The organism is Mesorhizobium sp. WSM4906, assembly GCF_029674625.1.
In the GTDB taxonomy this organism is placed as follows: Bacteria; Pseudomonadota; Alphaproteobacteria; order Rhizobiales; family Rhizobiaceae; genus Mesorhizobium.
Genome location: NZ_CP121355.1, coordinates 868,712 through 885,996, shown reverse-complemented (window position 1 = coordinate 885,996; position 17,285 = coordinate 868,712). Strand labels below are relative to the sequence as shown.

Below are 17,285 nucleotides of genomic sequence, written 5' to 3'. Positions count from 1 at the left end.
GACAAGATGCAGATATGGCGCCGAAATTTCCTGTCGATGTTTTCAGGCCGCGCGCAATTTGGCGAATGCTCGCATGGCTTTAGGCGCAAGAGGCTGCAATGCTTCGACCACGTTGGCTTCGGGTTAGTTGTCGACGGCAGCGCTGCCCCTCACCTGCCTGCCGGCATCCTCTCCCCGTATAGTGACGGGGAGAGGGGCGCCGTCATCAAGGGTTTCGCCAATCCACCAGCGTTGCAGAACGAGCGCCGAGGTTGCGGCCGGTCCCCTTCTCCCCGTCACTATACGGGGAGAAGGTCCCGGCAGGGGGATGAGGGGCGGCGCCGACGCCTGATAGGGTGGGATCAATGCAACAACGCACAGTTCACCGAGCATTCCCATCGTGCTAACTCACCCCGCATGGCACAGAAGAAAGGATACGAGGTCGATTCGTGGCTGGCGCGGCCGGACCCGGCCATGGCCATCGTCCTGCTTTACGGCCCCGACCGCGGCCTGGTCGCCGAGCGGGCGAAGACCTTCGCGGTCAAGACCGGCCTGCCGCTCGACGATCCGTTCTCGGTGGTCAAGCTGGACGGCGCGGAAGTCGACCGCGACGAAGGCCGGCTGCTCGATGAGGCGCGCACCGTGCCGATGTTTTCCGACCGGCGGCTGCTCTGGGTGCGCAACGCCAGCGGCCAGAAGGCGCTGGCCGACGACATCAAGGCGCTGACGGCCGAGCCGGCGCCGGATGCGATCATTCTCATCGAGGCCGGCGACCTGAAGAAGGGCACGGGCCTGCGCGCCATCGTCGAGGCGGCCGGCAACGCCATTGCCTTGCCCTGCTATGCCGACGAAGCCCGTGATCTCGATTCGGTGATCGACGACGAGCTGCGCAAGGCCGGCATGTCGATGACGCTCGACGCCCGGCAGGCGTTGCGACGCAATCTCGGCGGCGACCGTCTGGCCTCGCGCGGCGAGATCGAGAAGCTTGTGCTCTACGCCCACGGCAAGAAGGAGATCGACCTCGACGACGTCAACGCGCTGTCCGGCGACGTCTCCGGCGCTTCCTTCGACGACGCGGTCGACGCCGTGCTGGACGGCAAGGTCGGCGATTTCGACACCGCCTTCACCCGCCACTGCCAGTCTGGCGGCCACCCTTTTCTGGTGCTGTCCTCCGCGATGCGGCAGTTGCAGGCGATCCAGGTGATGCGCGGCCAGATGGAATCGGGCGGCCGAAACGCCGCCTCGGTCGTGGCAGGCGCCCGTCCACCGGTTTTCTTCTCGCGCCGCAAGCTGGTGGAAAAGACGCTCGAGCGCTGGAACAGCGAAGCGCTCGGCCGCGCGCTGAACCGCCTGCAGGCCGCGGTGCTGCAGACCCGCAAGCGGCCGGATCTGTCGGAAGCGTTGGCGCGCCAGGCATTGCTGGGCATCGCGGTGGAAAGCGCCAGGCTGGGGCAGCGCAGCTGATCTCCCCCCTGAGGGGGAGATGTCGCCGAAGGCGACAGAGGGGGTCGCCAGCGCCCTTCGCGTCGAAAGATGACGTCGGCGATTTACGTCGAACGACCCCTTCTGGCCTGCCGGCCATCTCCCCCTCAAGGGGGGAGATTAGTCGCTTCGCCGATTTCGCCAATTACCAGCGCCACAAAGTAATAAGAGCCAGCGTGTTAGCCCTTTCCTAGTCCTAAGCCAAGAGTTCCTTAGCCGGGTAAAAGCTGATCAGTTCATTGTCATGGCGTCCGCCGGCTGGAAGGTTGGCAGCGCCTGTGGAAAGACCAGTACCGTCGCGCCGTAGAGGAGCAGGGCGACACCAGACACCTTTGCTATCCGCTCTCCCGACGGGAGGGTCTTTTCCGCAAAGATTAATAGGGTGACCACGGCCATCGCGGCGAGGTTCATGATCCCAATGGGAAAAAGAGCGAGAAACAAAAGCCAGCAGCAGCCCAGGCAAAAGAGCCCATGCTGCACGCCCATGCGCACCGCGCCCCACTGACCGTCGCGCCACGATGTCAGGATGAAGCCGACCGGGGTGCGGCATTTGGCGAGGCACAGATATTTCAGCGGGGAGAGCTGGTAGGCGCCCCCTGCCATCAGCAGCGCCCCGCCGATGCGCGCGGCCGTCGCCGTGGACAAGCCGACATACGCGGCAAGCACCTCCGAGCCCGCCGCGCCGGCAAAGGCGAGAACGCCCATCGCGCCCCATATCAGCATGTACCCGGCCGCGAACACCCAGGTCGAGACAAAGGTTTCGCCGCGCCCCCGTTTGCCGGCCTGCACTTGGTGAAACGTCAGGATCATCGGCGCGGCCGTTGGAAACATCATCGCAACCATCATGATCATCCAGACGGCAAGGAACAGCGGCGCCTTCATGCCCATGGTGGGTGAGTAGATTCCCATGCGCATGTCCGCATCCATGCCCATCTGCTGCCAGATGAGCAAGGCCCACGCCGACGCCGCGATAGCGATCAGCAGCGCGAGAATGATGTTTCGCTGCAACGTCAACGCCATGGGCGGTCCGAGCATGCTGCCAAGTGCTATTGCTGGCCGGACCAATTGATCGGGGCGTAATGTCCGTTGCGGCGCGAATTGTCCCAGCTCATGCCATGGTCGCTGAACGTGCTGCCTTCCGCCCCCATCGCCAGGGCCAGCCAGTCGGGATTGATCGGATGCCCGGTGGCTGCCCACATCTGCCCGTCCTCGCGCATGGTCGGCAGCGGTTCGACCGCCATTTTCATGACGCCTGCAATCTCTGCCGACCGCTTCTTCCCGTCTATCTGGTAGCTTATCGGAACCTTCTTGGCTCCGAGGTTGGTGCCGATCATGGGTGCCAGCAATGCCATTGGACCGCCCGCGGCGCCGGTGAAGATCGCGCCCAGCGCCTCCGTCTGCCTGTCGTCGGCCCTTTCGTCGATATAGGCGGCGGCTGTCCAATTGCCGTCCGCCATCGGACCGGGCGTGTGGGCAACCATCGCGACGCTGAGACCGTCCAAGCGAACGTCGCCGAAATTGCCCTTGTCGATGTGAAAAACCAGGCCGACGTCGCAAACGCCTCTCGTCGGCTTCGATGTCAGCTGCGCGTTGGTGGACAGCAAGCAAGGACACACGACATCGCAGCTACAATTTTCGAAATAACTTCCAGACAATTGCCAGCTGACTGCCATTTACACCTCCCATTGTCTCAGGCGCATCGGCAGGGTCGCTTTGGGTGGTGCCGCTTCACCTCGATTGCGGCAATAGCCCCACGCCGCGACTGTCCGGCACGCCAGGGCATATAATTTCGACTTGCTAATTTAAGCGTACGCCGATGCCCGGCGCAGTCAAGCCAAGCGGCACTGCTCGGCTTTGTGATCGAAAGCGCGATATTAGGGGCAAAGATAGAAACAACGTCCGCGATTGGCGAAAGCCGAGGTGCCGGCTGATCTCCCCCCTTGTGGGGGAGATGTCCGGCAGGACAGAGGGGGGCGCTGTCCCGTCCGCTAGGATGGGCCGAACCCCTGCGCTTCGTCATCCTCGGGCTTGACCCGAGGATCCATGCCCGTGACCCTCGCCATAGAATGCAACGGCGCAGAATTCCGTAACCATTGCAACGCCTTAGCGTCACGGCATGGATTCTAGGTCTACGCGCGTCGCTTCGCTCCTTGCTCCGCCCTAGAATGACGACGCAGATGGCCGCTGCTTTTCGTCAATCGCCAACAAAAAGGCCGGCATAACGCCCAGCCCCTTGATGTTTATCACCGATATATCAGCCATATCCAGCCTTAAGCCAGAACTTCATTAGCCGGCCAGCTCGTTGGGTATCAGAAACTTACCGCTCGTCCTTCAACCGCCGGCACAGCTCGTCGAGCTGCTCCAGCGTGCGATAATTGACGCGCAGCGTGCCGCCTTTGCCCTTGTGCTCGATGCTCACGATCATGCCGATCGTGTCGGTCATCAGCTTTTCCAGCGCCAGCGTGTCGGGATCCTTCTCCAGCGCGCTCGCCGCGGGCTTCGCTTTGGCCGGCGTCGGACCGGCGGGCATCTGCGCCAGCGCCTCGGCCTGGCGAACCGAAAGCCCCTCCTTGACGATGCGCTTGGCAAGCCCGGCCGGGTCCTCGGCTGTAACCAGCGTGCGGGCATGGCCGGCCGACAGATCGCCGTCGACCAGCATGCTCTGGATGACATTGGGCAGCTTCAGGAGTCTCAGCGTGTTGGCGACATGGCTGCGGCTCTTGCCGATGACCTGGCCGAGATCGGCCTGGGTGTAGCCATGCTCGTCGATGAGCTGCTGGTAGCCTTGCGCCTCTTCGACCGGATTGAGGTCGGCGCGCTGCACGTTCTCGATGATCGCCAATTCCAGCGCGGTGCGGTCGTTGACGTCGCGCACGATGAGCGGGATCTCGGTCAGGCCGGCACGCTGCGCCGCCCGCCAGCGACGCTCGCCGGCGATGATCTCGTAGCGGCCGGGCTGCGAGGGCGAGCGCCGCGCCACCACGGGCTGTACGACGCCATGCTCGCGGATCGACTGCGCGAGATCGGTCAGATCGGCATCGCCGAAATGCCGGCGCGGGTTCTTCGGGTTCGGGCTGACGAACTCGATCGGCACCTTGCCGTCCGCCGCGACTGACGTGCTCGGCTTTTCCGGCGCCGCTGGACGGTCGATCTCCCCGATCAGTGCCGCGAGGCCACGGCCCAGTCTTTTTCTTGATTGGTCTTCGCTCATTATAATGTCCAGATCGTTTCGGAATCGAATCGGCTAATTAACCAAACCTGCTGGATCGCTTGCGGTTCAAGCGGCGCGCAGCTTGCGCTCGCGGCGGATCACCTCGGAGGCGAGCTGCAGATAAGCCTGGCTGCCCGAGCATTTGAGATCGTAGAGGATCGCCGGTTTGCCATAGGACGGCGCTTCCGAAACACGCACGTTGCGCGGGATGATCGTCTCGTAGACCTTGTCGCCCATATGGGTGCGCACATCCTGCACCACCTGATTGGCGAGGTTGTTGCGCCCGTCATACATGGTGAGCACGATGCCCTGGATGGTGAGATCCGGATTGATCGTTCCGCGAACCTGCTCGACCGTCTCGAGCAATTGGCTGAGGCCTTCGAGCGCGAAGAACTCGCATTGCAGCGGCACCAGAACGGAATCGGCTGCCGCCATTGAATTCAAGGTCAAAAGATTGAGCGAGGGCGGGCAGTCGATCAGCACGTAGCCGAACGGCGCCGCCCGCTCGGCGGCGGCGCGCAGCGCATTGCGCAGCCTGAGCACGCGGTCGGGCGCCGAGGCGATCTCCATCTCGATGCCGAGCAGGTCGAGCGTCGACGGTATGATGGACAGGCCGGGTACTGCCGTCGGCATCGCGGCTGCCTCCAGATCGAGCTCGCCGGTCAGCACGTCATAGGACGAGACCGTGCGATCCTTGCGGTCGATGCCGAGGCCGGTGCTGGCATTGCCCTGCGGATCGAGGTCGACGATCAGCACGCGCTCGCCGATCGCGGCCAGCGCCGTGGCCAGATTGATAGCCGTCGTCGTCTTGCCGACGCCGCCCTTCTGGTTGGCGACAGTGATGATACGCGGTCCAGTTTTCATGGGTCGATGCCAGTAATTCATTGCGGGGTCGCCGAGCGCAGATCGGTGATTTCCAGGATGATGCCGTGAGGGTCGGTCATGCTTGGATGTTCTACCAGATCGAAGGCCCAGCGGTGAGCGCTTTCTTCCACTTCGGCCCGGTAATCCCGGCCTTTGTGGAAAAGCGCTCGTGCTCCTTTAGTCAGCCAGGGCGCGGCGAGATCGAGCAGGTCCGGAAGCGCGGCCAGCGCTCGCGCCGTGACGATTTCCGGTTCGGTAACAAAGGCATAGCTATCATCTATGCGTCGCGCGAGCACCCGCGCCGGCAGGCCGAACTGGCCGATCACCGATTGCAGGAACGACGCCTTCTTGCGGTTGCTCTCGACCAGATCGATCGAGGCGCCCGGCCGCTCAGCCAGCAGGAAACCGAGCACCAATCCGGGAAAGCCGCCGCCCGAACCGAGGTCGACCCACCGCGTAGCTGCAGGAGCGATTCGCGCCAGTTGCGCGCTGTCCAGGATGTGGCGGCGCCAGACGTCGTCCAGCGTCGACGGCGCCGCCAGATTGATGCTGCGGTTCCATTTCAGGAAGAGCTGCTCGAACGCCTGCAGCCGCTCGAATGTTTCACGTGAAACCGGACCCGCCGCCCCCTGCAGGTCCGCCCAAGCACTGGCGCCCAGGTCATCGGCGCTCACGCCACAGACCTTCTCGCGACGAGCTCGGCATTGCGGACGTGAGCGACGATGATCGCAAGCGCCGCCGGCGTCATGCCTTCCATGCGCTGCGCATCGGCGATCGAACGCGGCTGGCGCAGCTTCATCTTCTGCTTCAACTCGTTGGAGAGGCCCGGCACATCGGAAAAGTCGATGCTCTCCGGGATCAACCGCGACTCTTCATGCCTAATCTGCGCAACGTCGGCCTGCTGGCGCTCGAGATAGACGGAATATTTTGCTTCCGTCTCGAGCCGCTCGGTCGTCTTCGCATCGAGCTCGGCGAAGCGGGGCTCGACGCGTTTCAGCCAAGCCATGTCGACGCCCGGATGTGCAAGCAGCTCATAGGCCGAGCGGCGCACGCCGTCCTTGTTGATCTCAAGCCCATGCCGCGCCGCTTCGTTCGGCGTGAGGGTGACCGACTTTGCCAGCGCGCGAGCATCGTCGAGCTTGCCCGCCATCTCGTCGAACCGGCGCATGCGCTCCGATGAGGCTATCCCGAGCCGATCGGCCAGGGGCGTCAGTCGCTCGTCGGCATTGTCGGCCCGCAGCGAAAGCCGGAACTCGGCCCGCGAGGTGAACATGCGATAGGGCTCGGCGATGCCGCGGCTGGTGAGGTCGTCGACCATCACGCCGATATAGGCCTCCGTGCGGCTGAGCACGACCGGCTCGCTCGCCGACGCCTTGCGCGCTGCGTTGATGCCGGCAAGCAGGCCTTGCGCGCCGGCTTCCTCATAGCCGGTCGTGCCGTTGATCTGCCCGGCCAGGAACAGGCCGGCGACACGCTTCGTCTCCAAAGTCGTTGACAACTCGCGCGGATCGACATGATCGTATTCGATCGCATAACCCGGCTGCAGCATCGTCGCCTTCTCCAGCCCGGGTATGGTCTTCAAAATGTCGAGCTGCACATCTTCCGGCAGCGAGGTCGAGATGCCGTTCGGATAGACCGTGTCGTCGTCGAGGCCTTCCGGCTCCAGGAAAATCTGGTGGCCTTCGCGGTCGCCGAACTTGACGATCTTGTCCTCGATCGATGGGCAGTAACGCGGCCCGACACCTTCGATCGAGCCGGAATACATGGCCGAGCGGCCGAGATTGGCGCGGATCAGCTCATGGGTGGCCGGCATCGTGCGCGTGATCCCGCAACGGATCTGCGGATTCGCGATGCGGTCGGTCATCAGCGAAAACGGCACCGGATCATCGTCCGCCGCTTGGGCGTCCAGCGACGCCCAGTCGATGGTGCGACCGTCGAGGCGAGGGGGCGTCCCGGTCTTGAGCCGCCCGAGCTTGAAGCCGGTGCGGGCCATCGTGGCCGAAAGCCCGTGGCTTGCCTGCTCGTTCATCCTGCCGGCGACGATCTTCCTTTCGCCGATATGGATCAGCCCGTGCAGGAAGGTGCCGGTGGTCAGCACCACGGCGCCGCAGGCGAGGCGCCGATCGCCCGAGACCAGCACGGCCGCGACCTGCCCGTCTTCGATCTCGAGATCCAGAACTTCGCCTTCGACCACGTCGAGATTGGCCTGCTCGCTGATCGCGGCCTGCATGGCCAGCCGATAGAGCTTGCGGTCGGCCTGGGTGCGCGGCCCGCGCACGGCGGGGCCCTTGCGGCGATTGAGCAGGCGGAACTGGATACCGGCGGCATCGGCAATGCGCCCCATCAACCCGTCCATGGCATCGATCTCGCGCACGAGATGTCCCTTGCCCAGGCCGCCGATGGCCGGGTTGCAGGACATGACGCCGATCGTGTCGAAACGCAGCGTCACCAGCGCGGTCCTGGCGCCGGCACGCGCTGCAGCGCTTGCCGCCTCGCATCCGGCATGGCCGCCGCCCACCACCACCACGTCATAGTGATTGGTCATTTCAAGAATCCGGCTTCAAGATTACCGACACATGTCCCCGCGGCTCGGCGCTGTCAAGGCGAAGGGGAGGATTCGTTTCACGTGAAACAATGAATAGCCGGGCGGGTCATCCGTTGGGAAGTCGGCGGGACAGCGCCCCCCTCTGGCCTGCCGGCCATCTCCCCACAAGGGGGGAGATCAGACGTCACCCTCGCTTTCGCCAATCGCCAACGTTGCAGGGATGGCGCCTTCGGCAGAACTGCCAGTCTCCCCCCAAGTGCTTGCGGCATACACACATCTTCTGTGACTGGCGTGACTGATCGACCTGAGGCTTGATTGCCACGTGGTTCCCCCAATCCGTCGCTGCTTCGCAGCGCCACCTTTCCCCCTCCGGAGGGAAAGGAAGGGAGCCTTGCTGGACGAGCGTTGACGGCAAGAGGCTTGGCGCCTTTCCTCAACCCCGTCGATCGGGGGAGAGGTGGCTCGGCGAAGCCGAGACGGAGTGGGGGTCGACCAGCGCTACATAAGACAATGCATGCGCCAAGCTGCCATGCACGCCATCACCAACCAGCCGCCTAGAAATGTGTGCATGCCGTAGCCCAAGTGCGGGAGATGCCCGGCAGGGCAGAGGGGGGCGCGAAGGAATGCAGCGGCTCTCGTCCTGGCCTAATTGAATTGACGCAGCTCCCCGCCCACTCCGTAGCGCCGCCGCGCTGTTTCACGTGAATCATGCGGTGTCTCGTTTCACGTGAATCACTTGCCGATGCAGAACTGCGAGAAGATGACATCCAACATGTCCTCGACATCCACCGCGCCGACGATCCGTCCGAGCCGGTCGGTTGCCAGCCGCAGTTCCTCCGCGCGCAACTCCTGGCTCTGCCCCGATACCGCCGCGACGAGAAAGTCCTTCGCCTGCCTCAGCAGCTCGACATGGCGCAGCCTGGACGGCAGGACATCACTCGCGTTGCCGATCGCCGCGGCCGCGCGCCGCGCGATCTCATCCAGCAGTCCTGAAAGTCCTGAGCCGTCCTTGGAGGAGATGACCAGGTCATAGTCACCGTTGAGCGTACCCTTGAGATCGGCCTTCGTTCCGATCTTCAGCAACGGAACGCCTGTCGGAACCTCGCCCACCGACTGCGGATCGACCATGTCTTCCAGCAGGAGGACCAGGTCCGCGCCGCCGGCCTTGGCGCGCGCCCGTTCGATGCCGATCGTCTCCACCTTCCCGGTGGTCTCGCGCAGCCCCGCCGTATCGACGATCCGCACCCGCATCCCGTTGAGGTCCAGCACCACTTCGAGCAGGTCTCGCGTGGTGCCCGGCTCGTCGGTGACGATCGCCGCCTCGCGTTTGGCCAGCGCGTTGAACAGGCTGGACTTGCCGGCGTTCGGCGCACCGAGGATGACGACCTCGAAGCCGTCGCGGATGATTTCGGCCGCCTTGAAACCTTGGATGTGACGCTCGATTTCGTCGATCATCGCCGCCACCTCGGCCCAAACCGCATCGGACACGGAGCCCGGCACGTCCTCTTCGTCGGCGAAGTCGATCTCCGCTTCGATCATCGCCCGCGCATGGATCAGCCGGCGGCGCCAGCTCGCATAAAGTTCGCTCTGCGCTCCTTCGGCATTGCGCAGGGCGAAGCGGCGCTGGGCCTCCGTCTCGGCGTTGACCAGATCGGCCAGCGCCTCGGTCTCGACCAGATCGAGCTTCCCGTTAAGAAAGGCGCGCCGGGTGAATTCGCCGGGCTCGGCATGTCTGACGCCCTCGAAACCGACGATCGTTTCCAGCATCTTGGCGGCAACGGCGCGGCTGCCGTGGACATGGAACTCGGCAACGTCCTCGCCGGTGAAGCTGCCGGGGCCGGGGAAGAACAGGACAAGTCCGTGATCGATGATCGAACCGTCGGACGCCTTCAGCTTGCGCAGCGTGGTAAATCGATCCTTAACGCCGCCGCCGGCGATTGTTTCGACTACGAATCGAGTGTTGGGGCCGGAGATGCGGATCACGGCAATGCCGGCGGGCAGGCGGCCGCTCGACAGCGCCACGATCGAATCCTTCGAAGTTACCATTTGCCCGACCTGCCGAACCACCCTAGGTATCTTCCTTCACGCACCGTTCCGCACGGAAGCCGCTGCGCGGCTTTCCCGGAATTGCTTCGCTCATCAACCAAGCCGAGCCGCCCATCGTGACCTTACCCGCGCGAAACCTGCTTGCCGAAGAAGCCAGCCCCTATCTGCAGCAGCACAGCGGCAATCCGGTGCATTGGCGGGCGTGGTCGCCGGCAGCGCTTGCCGAAGCCAAGGATCTCGGACGGCCGATCCTACTCTCCATCGGCTATGCCGCCTGCCACTGGTGTCATGTCATGGCGCATGAAAGCTTCGAGAACGACGCCGTCGCCGCCGTCATGAACCGGCTCTTCGTCAATATCAAGGTCGATCGTGAGGAGCGGCCGGACATCGACCAGATCTATATGGCGGCGCTCCATGCCATGGGCGAGCAGGGCGGCTGGCCGCTGACGATGTTTCTCACGCCCGACGGCAAGCCTTTCTGGGGCGGCACCTATTTTCCGCGCGAGGCCCGCTACGGCCGGCCGGGCTTCGTCCAGGTGCTGGAAGCGGTCGACAAGGCCTGGCGCGAAAAGCAGCAAAGCCTCGCCGAAAGCGCCGACGGGCTGACCGCCCATGTCGAACAGCGGCTGGCCGGCGCGAAAGGCAAGGCGGTGCTCGACCGCGAGGCCCTTGCCGATCTTGCGGGCCGCATCGACGGCATGATCGACCGCGATCTCGGCGGCTTGCGCGGCGCTCCCAAATTCCCCAATGCGCCCTTCATGCACAGCCTGTGGCTGTCCTGGCTACGCGACGGCCAGACCGCGCATCGCGACGCCGTGCTCGCCAGCCTGGAAAAAATGCTCGCCGGCGGCATCTACGATCATGTCGGCGGCGGTCTCAGCCGCTATTCGACCGACGACCAATGGCTGGTGCCGCATTTCGAAAAGATGCTCTACGACAACGCCCAGCTCATCCGCATGTGCAACTGGGCCTTCGCGGCCACCGGCAACGACTTGTTCCGCATACGAATCGAAGAAACCGTCGCCTGGCTGCTTCGCGAGATGCGCGCCGATGGCGGCGCCTTCGCCGCCAGCCTCGATGCCGACAGCGACGGCGAGGAGGGGCTTTTCTACACCTGGAGCAGGGAAGAGGTCGAAACCGCGCTCGGCGGCGATTCAGGTCCATTCTTCCAATATTTCGAGCTGGCTGCCCCGCATGGCTGGGAAGGCAAGCCGATCATCCGCCAGAGCGAAGCCCAGCAACGCCAGGGTATCGCCGATTACGCCCGGCTCGCGCCGCTGAAGGCGAAGCTGCTGGCCATCCGGGAAAAGCGGGTCAGGCCGGGCCGCGACGGCAAGGCGCTTACCGACTGGAACGGCCTGACGATCGCGGCGCTTGCGGAAGCCGGCCGTTCCCTCGGTCGGCGCGAATGGATCGACGCCGCGGCCAAGGCCTTTGCCCATATCGTCGAAGCCGGCCGGGATGGCCGTTTGCCGCATTCGATGCTGGCCGACAAGAAACTCTTTCCGGCGCTGTCGAGCGACTATGCCGCCATGACCAACGCGGCGATCGCCCTGTTCGAGGCGACCGGCGATGAGGCGTACTCCGATCACGCCCGACGGTTCGTCACGGAACTCGACCGCTGGCATCAGGACGGCGAAAACACCGGCTACTACCTGACGGCGTCGGACAGCGGCGACGTTCCGATCCGCATCCGCGGCGATGCCGACGAAGCGATCCCGTCGGCCACCGGCCAGATCGTCGAAGCGCTGGTGCGGCTCTCCTCGCTCACCGGCGATCTCGACCTTTGGGAGAAAGCCTGGACGACCGCCGAGCTCGCCATGGGCCGCGCCGCGCAACAGGCCTATGGCCAAGCCGGCATCGTCAACGCCTGCGCGCTGGCGCTCGAACCGCTGAAGCTCGTCATCATAGACAAGCCGGAATCTCCAAGCCTCGTTCCGGTCATGAATCGAAATCCCGATCCGCGTCGGGTCGATATCGTCGTGACGATTGGTACGGAAACGAATCGACCGCTTTTGCCCGGCGGCGTGCTGCCGCCGACGGACAAGCTTGGCGCCTGGTTCTGCAGCGGACAGGTGTGCCTGCCGGCGGTGACTGATGCGGGCGAGTTGGAAGGGTTGTTGCGGCGAAGGCCAGACTCCAACGGCACGTAAGCCGGAATCCCTCATATGCCCTGTTTTCGAGCGTCGGCGCCGCCCCTCATCTGGCTGCCGCCATCTTCTCCCCGTGAACGGGGAGAAGGGCGCTATCGCCGCCGATTTCGCCAATCCCCAGCGTTGCAAGAAGGAGCGCTGCGTACAAGCTGCCTCTTTCTCCCCGTTCACGGGGAGAAATGCCCGGCAGGGCAATGAGGGGCAGCGCCAACAATCGCCATTCACTCCAACCGAGGAGCCATCTTCTTCCGGCGAAACGGGATGCTCCCCGCCTCACCCAATCACGTATTCATCGAATCGAAGAAGTCGGCGTTGGTCTTGGTCTGCTTGAGCTTGTCGATGAGGAACTCGATCGCGTCGGTCGTTCCCATCGGCGCGAGAATCCGGCGCAGCACGAAGATCTTCTGCAGGTCCTGCCGCGGAACCAGCAGGTCTTCCTTGCGGGTGCCGGATTTGAGGATGTCGATCGCCGGATAGATGCGCTTGTCGGCCACCTTGCGGTCGAGCTGGATTTCGCAGTTGCCGGTGCCCTTGAACTCTTCGAAGATCACTTCGTCCATGCGGCTGCCGGTATCGATCAGCGCCGTGGCGATGATGGTGAGCGAGCCGCCCTCCTCGATGTTGCGGGCGGCGCCGAAGAAGCGCTTCGGCCGCTGCAGCGCGTTGGCGTCGACACCGCCGGTCAGCACCTTGCCGGATGACGGCACGACGGTGTTGTAGGCGCGGCCGAGACGCGTGATCGAATCGAGCAGGATGACGACGTCGCGGCCGTGTTCGACCAGGCGCTTGGCCTTCTCGATCACCATCTCGGCGACCTGGACGTGGCGCGCAGCCGGCTCGTCGAAGGTCGAGGAGATCACCTCGCCCTTCACCGAGCGCTGCATGTCGGTGACTTCCTCCGGACGCTCGTCGATCAGAAGCACGATCAGGTAGCATTCCGGATGGTTGGCGGTGATCGAATGCGCGATGTTCTGCAACAGCACCGTCTTGCCGGTTCGCGGCTGCGCATTGATCAACGCGCGCTGCCCCTTGCCGATCGGCGCGACCAGGTCGATCACGCGTGGCGAGATGTCCTTGCTGGTGGGATTGTCGACCTCCATCTTCAGCCGCGAGGTCGGGTAGAGCGGCGTCAGATTGTCGAAATGGATCTTGTGCCGGATCTTTTCCGGGTCGTCGAAATTGATCGAGTTGACCTTGAGCAGCGCGAAATAGCGCTCGCCCTCTTTCGGGCTGCGGATCGGTCCTTCGACGGTATCGCCGGTCTTCAGCGAAAAGCGCCTTATTTGCGAGGGCGAGATATAGATGTCGTCGGGACCTGGCAGGTAGTTTGCATTGGCCGAGCGCAGGAAACCGAAACCGTCCTGCAGCACCTCGACCACGCCGTCGCCGATGATCTCGATGTCCTGGGTGGCGAGCTTCTTCAGGATCGCGAACATCAGCTCCTGCTTGCGCATGACGCTGGCGTTCTCCACCTCGAGCGATTCGGCGTAGGCGATCAGCTCCGGCGGCTTCTTGTTCTTGAACTCTGCGAGTTTCATTTCTTGCATTAGATGGACTCTGGGTAGGCTTTTGGGGAGAAAATATCGGCTGGTATGCGACAAATGCCGAGCGCGGCCGAAGCGAAAAAAGGGCGGCGCGTGACGGGAAGGAAGACCCGTCTTTTATCGTCCGTCGTCTGAAAGAGCAAGCCGCCTTTTGCCGGGTGTGGAGAAGCCTCAGAACGGCTTCACGACGACCAGGATGACGATGACGATCATCAGCAATGTGGGGATTTCATTGACGATCCGCCAGTGCCTCGCCGGCTTTTCGTTTCGGTCCTCGGCAAATTTTCTCACCGCCCCGGCGAGATAGCCATGCAGGCCTGAAAGCAACAGCACCGCGAGGATCTTGGCGTGCAGCCAGCCGCCCTGGAATCCAAAGCCTTTCCAGGCGAGCCAGAGGCCGAAGACCCAAGTCAGGGTCATCGCCGGATTGATGATCGCCCTCAGCAGCCGGCGCTCCATCACCTTGAAGGTCTCTGACTGCACGGAACCCTTCTCGGCTTCGACGTGATAGACGAAAAGCCGCGGCAGATAGAGCATGCCGGCCATCCAGGAGATGACGGCAATGACATGGATCGCCTTCGCCCAGGGATAGAAGCTGTCGGGTGCTGTGAGGTAGAGCAGGGCGGTCAGCACGACGAGAACGACAATGCCGATCGTCATGCGCTTCATCGCCTGGCCGGTGCTGTTATCATCGTTCTTGCCGGTCATCCTCGGCTCCTCACCATTTTCACCATGGCCTCGACATGCGCCACCGGCGTTTCCGGCGTGATGCCATGGCCGAGATTGAAGATCAGCGGCCCGCCGCCCAGCGTGCGAAGAATGGCGTCGACGCCGTCGGCCAGCGCCTTGCCGCCGGCGACCAGCCGCAACGGGTCGAGATTGCCCTGCACCGCGCCTTCACCTTGCAGCTCCTTCGCCATCGACAACGGCACTGTCCAGTCGAGGCCGAGACCGGCGATGCCCGTCTTCTTCCTGTACTCGCGATAGCGCTCGCCGGCGCCTTTTGGAAAGCCGATCACCGGCACATCGGGATATGCCGCCATCACCTGACGCACGATCTCCGCCACCGGCTCGACGCAGAACGCCTCGAAGGAAGCCTCGTCGAGCACGCCCGACCAGGAATCGAAAATCTGCACCACATCGGCGCCTGCCTCGATCTGACGGATGAGATACGCGGCCGAATAGTCGGCCAGTATCTTCAGAAGCCGCCCGAAAGCCTCCGGCTCGCGATAGGCGAAAAGCCGCGCCGGCCCCTGGTCCAGCGTGCCGTGGCCGGCAATCATATAGGTCGCCACCGTCCAGGGCGCGCCGCAGAAGCCGATCAGCGTCGTTTGGTCCGGCAGCTTCGCGCGCAGCCGGCGGACCGTTTCGTAGACCGGTTCGAGATTCACGTGAAACGTTTCGCCGTTCAGAGCTGGAATCTCAGCCGCGGCAATCGGCTTCAGGATCGGCCCATGTCCCTCTTCGAAGCGGACTTCCCGTCCGAGCGCATTGGGAACGACGAGGATGTCTGAGAACAGGATCGAGGCATCGAAGCCGAAGCGTTCGATCGGCTGCAGCGTCACTTCGACGGCAAGATCGGGATCGTAGCAGAGGTCGAGGAAGGATCCGGCTCGTTTCCGGGTCTCGCGATACTCAGGGAGATAGCGGCCTGCCTGACGCATCATCCAGAGCGGCGGCGGTGAAACCGTCTCGCCCTTGAGGACGTCCAGCATGATCCGTTTCCCAGGCATTCAGCGTTCGTCCCTCTCCAGCGCCTCGCGTCCTAAGACGCGCAAAGGACGCTGTAGCACTTTTTGTCTGGCGCTTGATGCTTTCCGAACCTTTGGTTCGGGGTCATGCGCCGCGCCCTCTTAAATCAAATATCTATTTTAAAAGAGTCTTCTGATTCTAAGAGTCTGTTGGTTGTGGTGGTTGCGACCTGTCCCGTCTGCCGCTCGAAAAGGCCAGTCAGCATATTGTCGCGCAGCCTCATTCGCAAATTGGAGGGATCTGGGGAAGAATCGGATTCCGGCTTTCGAGTCAGCAGTTTGGCATTCCCGCTTCCAGGTCTTGCGCTGTGGACGATATCGCCCAAGAAAAGTTGATCCCCAGTTTTGTCCCCAGCGCCGCGACAAAGCCTACAGCGGGGCGAATTGTGGACAAGGTGCCATCTGATACAGTCGCCCCCAGCGACCAGGCTTCCTCATCCAGCCTTGTCCACAATTGCCCACAGTCTGGAACCACCCCCTGTGAACAAACCGCAAAGCTTCTTCCACCTGCATCTGATTTCCGACGCCACCGGCGAGACCCTGCTGGCGGCCGGCCGCGCCGCGTCCGCCCAATACAAGGATGCGCGCGCCATCGAGCACATCTATCCGCTGATCCGCACCGAAAAGCAGGTCGCCAAGGTGTTCGAGGATATCGAGGAAGAGCCCGGCATCATTCTCTATACGGTCGTCGACCAGAAGCTGGCGCGCAGCATCGACGAACGCTGCGCCGCCATGGGCCTGCCTTGCGTCTCGGTGCTGGAACCCGTGCTCAGCGTCTTCCAGTCCTATCTCGGCACGCCTGCCGGGCGGCGCGTCGGCGCCCAGCATGTGCTCGACGCCGAATATTTCCGCCGCATCGATGCGCTGAACTTCACCATGGAGCATGACGACGGCCAGCTTCCGGCGAACATGGACGATGCCGATATCGTGCTGATCGGCATCTCGCGCACCTCGAAGACGCCGACCAGCATCTACCTCGCCAATCGCGGCATCAAGACCGCCAACATTCCGATCGTGCTCGGCGTGCCGTTGCCGGAAAGCCTGATCGCCGCCAAGACGCCGCTGATCGTCGGCCTGGTCGCCACCGCCGAGCGCATCTCGCATGTCCGCCAGAACCGCATCCTCGGCAACACCGCACCCTATGTTTCGACCGACTATGTCGATCGCGCCGCGATCAACGAAGAGCTCGCCTATGCACGCCAGCTATGCACGAAACATGGCTGGCCGATGATCGACGTCAGCCGGCGCTCGATCGAGGAAACGGCCGCGGCCATCGTTGCCCTGCGCGGAAAGACGAGATAACGGAGATCGAGCCGGGTGAGGGTGGACCTGCCACTGTCGCCGGGTAGATCGAAAAGTCACGACGGATCGCATGCCTTGGAGATTGGCCGAAACGCCCATCGCTTCGTCATCCTGAGGCGCAGCAAGGAGCGAAGCGACGCGGCGCAGACCCCAGGATCCATGCCGTGACGCCGAAGCGTTGCGACGATGCAGAATTCTGCTCCGTTGCGCTCTTCGATCGAGTGAACGGCATGGAATCCTACGGTCTCCGCGACGGAGCTTCGCTCCTGCTTCGCCCTAGGATGACGACGTTGGAGATGGCTCCGGCTAATCTCCACGGTTTGTGCTGGCGCAACGGACCAGCAATGGAATCTCGGTCGCCGGCAAAGCGCCCAACCGGCCGGAACCAACAAAGGGAGCTAGTTGGCG

Annotated in this window: 13 protein-coding genes; 3 read left to right on the top strand and 10 right to left on the bottom strand. The window is 63.4% G+C overall.

The genetic code is table 11. From position 1 onward, the window contains the following. The first annotated feature begins 396 nt into the window (after positions 1 to 396). Positions 397 to 1,443: a DNA polymerase III subunit delta gene (gene holA / locus QAZ22_RS04165; protein ID WP_278205717.1), complete on the top strand. Its 1,047-nt coding sequence runs from the start codon at positions 397 to 399 to the stop codon at positions 1,441 to 1,443. Between the two features lie 249 nt (positions 1,444 to 1,692). Here holA and QAZ22_RS04160 read toward each other — a convergent pair whose 3' ends face one another. From QAZ22_RS04160 to mnmE, 7 genes are all read right to left on the bottom strand, one after another. Then, positions 1,693 to 2,481, bottom strand: a complete 789-nt coding sequence (locus tag QAZ22_RS04160; protein ID WP_278205716.1) for a DUF2182 domain-containing protein — start codon at positions 2,479 to 2,481, stop codon at positions 1,693 to 1,695. A 26-nt stretch (positions 2,482 to 2,507) separates the two neighbouring features. Then, entirely contained in the window at positions 2,508 to 3,134 is a 627-nt protein-coding gene (locus QAZ22_RS04155) for a DUF1326 domain-containing protein (RefSeq protein WP_278205715.1), read from the bottom strand. A 644-nt stretch (positions 3,135 to 3,778) separates the two neighbouring features. Further along, positions 3,779 to 4,672: a ParB/RepB/Spo0J family partition protein gene (locus QAZ22_RS04150; protein ID WP_278205713.1), complete on the bottom strand. Its 894-nt coding sequence runs from the start codon at positions 4,670 to 4,672 to the stop codon at positions 3,779 to 3,781. Positions 4,673 to 4,738: 66 nt separating this feature from the next. After that, positions 4,739 to 5,536 (bottom strand): ParA family protein, encoded by a 798-nt coding sequence (locus QAZ22_RS04145; protein WP_278205712.1) that lies wholly within the window; start codon positions 5,534 to 5,536, stop codon positions 4,739 to 4,741. A gap of 17 nt (positions 5,537 to 5,553) precedes the next feature. Further along, complete coding sequence (gene rsmG, locus QAZ22_RS04140) at positions 5,554 to 6,195, bottom strand: 16S rRNA (guanine(527)-N(7))-methyltransferase RsmG (protein WP_278207786.1); 642 nt, start codon at positions 6,193 to 6,195, stop codon at positions 5,554 to 5,556. A gap of 11 nt (positions 6,196 to 6,206) precedes the next feature. After that, on the bottom strand, positions 6,207 to 8,081 hold the full coding sequence (gene mnmG, locus QAZ22_RS04135; RefSeq protein ID WP_278205711.1) for a tRNA uridine-5-carboxymethylaminomethyl(34) synthesis enzyme MnmG: 1,875 nt from the start codon (positions 8,079 to 8,081) through the stop codon (positions 6,207 to 6,209). A gap of 732 nt (positions 8,082 to 8,813) precedes the next feature. Then, complete coding sequence (gene mnmE, locus QAZ22_RS04130; protein ID WP_278205710.1) at positions 8,814 to 10,127, bottom strand: tRNA uridine-5-carboxymethylaminomethyl(34) synthesis GTPase MnmE; 1,314 nt, start codon at positions 10,125 to 10,127, stop codon at positions 8,814 to 8,816. A gap of 116 nt (positions 10,128 to 10,243) precedes the next feature. Between mnmE and QAZ22_RS04125 the strand changes: the two genes are divergently transcribed. Further along, positions 10,244 to 12,280 carry a thioredoxin domain-containing protein gene (locus QAZ22_RS04125; protein WP_278205708.1) on the top strand — a complete coding sequence of 679 codons (2,037 nt, stop codon included), beginning with the start codon at positions 10,244 to 10,246 and terminating at the stop codon, positions 12,278 to 12,280. Positions 12,281 to 12,561: 281 nt separating this feature from the next. On the opposite strand, the gene rho is transcribed toward QAZ22_RS04125, so the two are convergent. The 3 genes from rho to hemE all read right to left on the bottom strand — a co-directional run bounded on the left by rho (position 12,562) and on the right by hemE (position 15,557). Further along, positions 12,562 to 13,827 (bottom strand): transcription termination factor Rho, encoded by a 1,266-nt coding sequence (gene rho / locus QAZ22_RS04120; protein ID WP_278205707.1) that lies wholly within the window; start codon positions 13,825 to 13,827, stop codon positions 12,562 to 12,564. Between the two features lie 168 nt (positions 13,828 to 13,995). Then, a complete protein-coding gene (hemJ, locus tag QAZ22_RS04115; RefSeq protein ID WP_278205705.1) occupies positions 13,996 to 14,532 on the bottom strand; it encodes a protoporphyrinogen oxidase HemJ in 537 nt (178 codons plus the stop codon). Beyond that, positions 14,529 to 15,557, bottom strand: coding sequence for a uroporphyrinogen decarboxylase (gene hemE, locus QAZ22_RS04110; RefSeq protein WP_278205704.1), 1,029 nt, complete (start codon positions 15,555 to 15,557; stop codon positions 14,529 to 14,531). Before hemE ends, hemJ begins: the two co-directional genes overlap by 4 nt. Before the next feature lie 498 nt (positions 15,558 to 16,055). Between hemE and QAZ22_RS04105 the strand changes: the two genes are divergently transcribed. Further along, on the top strand, positions 16,056 to 16,877 hold the full coding sequence (locus tag QAZ22_RS04105) for a pyruvate, water dikinase regulatory protein (RefSeq protein WP_278205702.1): 822 nt from the start codon (positions 16,056 to 16,058) through the stop codon (positions 16,875 to 16,877). Positions 16,878 to 17,285: the final 408 nt, after the last annotated feature.

Excerpts from the sequence above, each read along its gene's own strand:
- holA (WP_278205717.1), top strand. The coding sequence starts at position 397 with ATGGCACAGAAGAAAGGATACGAGGTCGATTCGTGGCTGGCGCGGCCG.
- QAZ22_RS04160 (WP_278205716.1), bottom strand. The coding sequence starts at position 2,481 with ATGGCGTTGACGTTGCAGCGAAACATCATTCTCGCGCTGCTGATCGCT.
- QAZ22_RS04155 (WP_278205715.1), bottom strand. The coding sequence starts at position 3,134 with ATGGCAGTCAGCTGGCAATTGTCTGGAAGTTATTTCGAAAATTGTAGC.
- QAZ22_RS04150 (WP_278205713.1), bottom strand. The coding sequence starts at position 4,672 with ATGAGCGAAGACCAATCAAGAAAAAGACTGGGCCGTGGCCTCGCGGCA.
- QAZ22_RS04145 (WP_278205712.1), bottom strand. The coding sequence starts at position 5,536 with ATGAAAACTGGACCGCGTATCATCACTGTCGCCAACCAGAAGGGCGGC.
- mnmG (WP_278205711.1), bottom strand. The coding sequence starts at position 8,081 with ATGACCAATCACTATGACGTGGTGGTGGTGGGCGGCGGCCATGCCGGA.
- mnmE (WP_278205710.1), bottom strand. The coding sequence starts at position 10,127 with ATGGTAACTTCGAAGGATTCGATCGTGGCGCTGTCGAGCGGCCGCCTG.
- rho (WP_278205707.1), bottom strand. The coding sequence starts at position 13,827 with ATGCAAGAAATGAAACTCGCAGAGTTCAAGAACAAGAAGCCGCCGGAG.
- hemJ (WP_278205705.1), bottom strand. The coding sequence starts at position 14,532 with ATGACCGGCAAGAACGATGATAACAGCACCGGCCAGGCGATGAAGCGC.
- hemE (WP_278205704.1), bottom strand. The coding sequence starts at position 15,557 with ATGCCTGGGAAACGGATCATGCTGGACGTCCTCAAGGGCGAGACGGTT.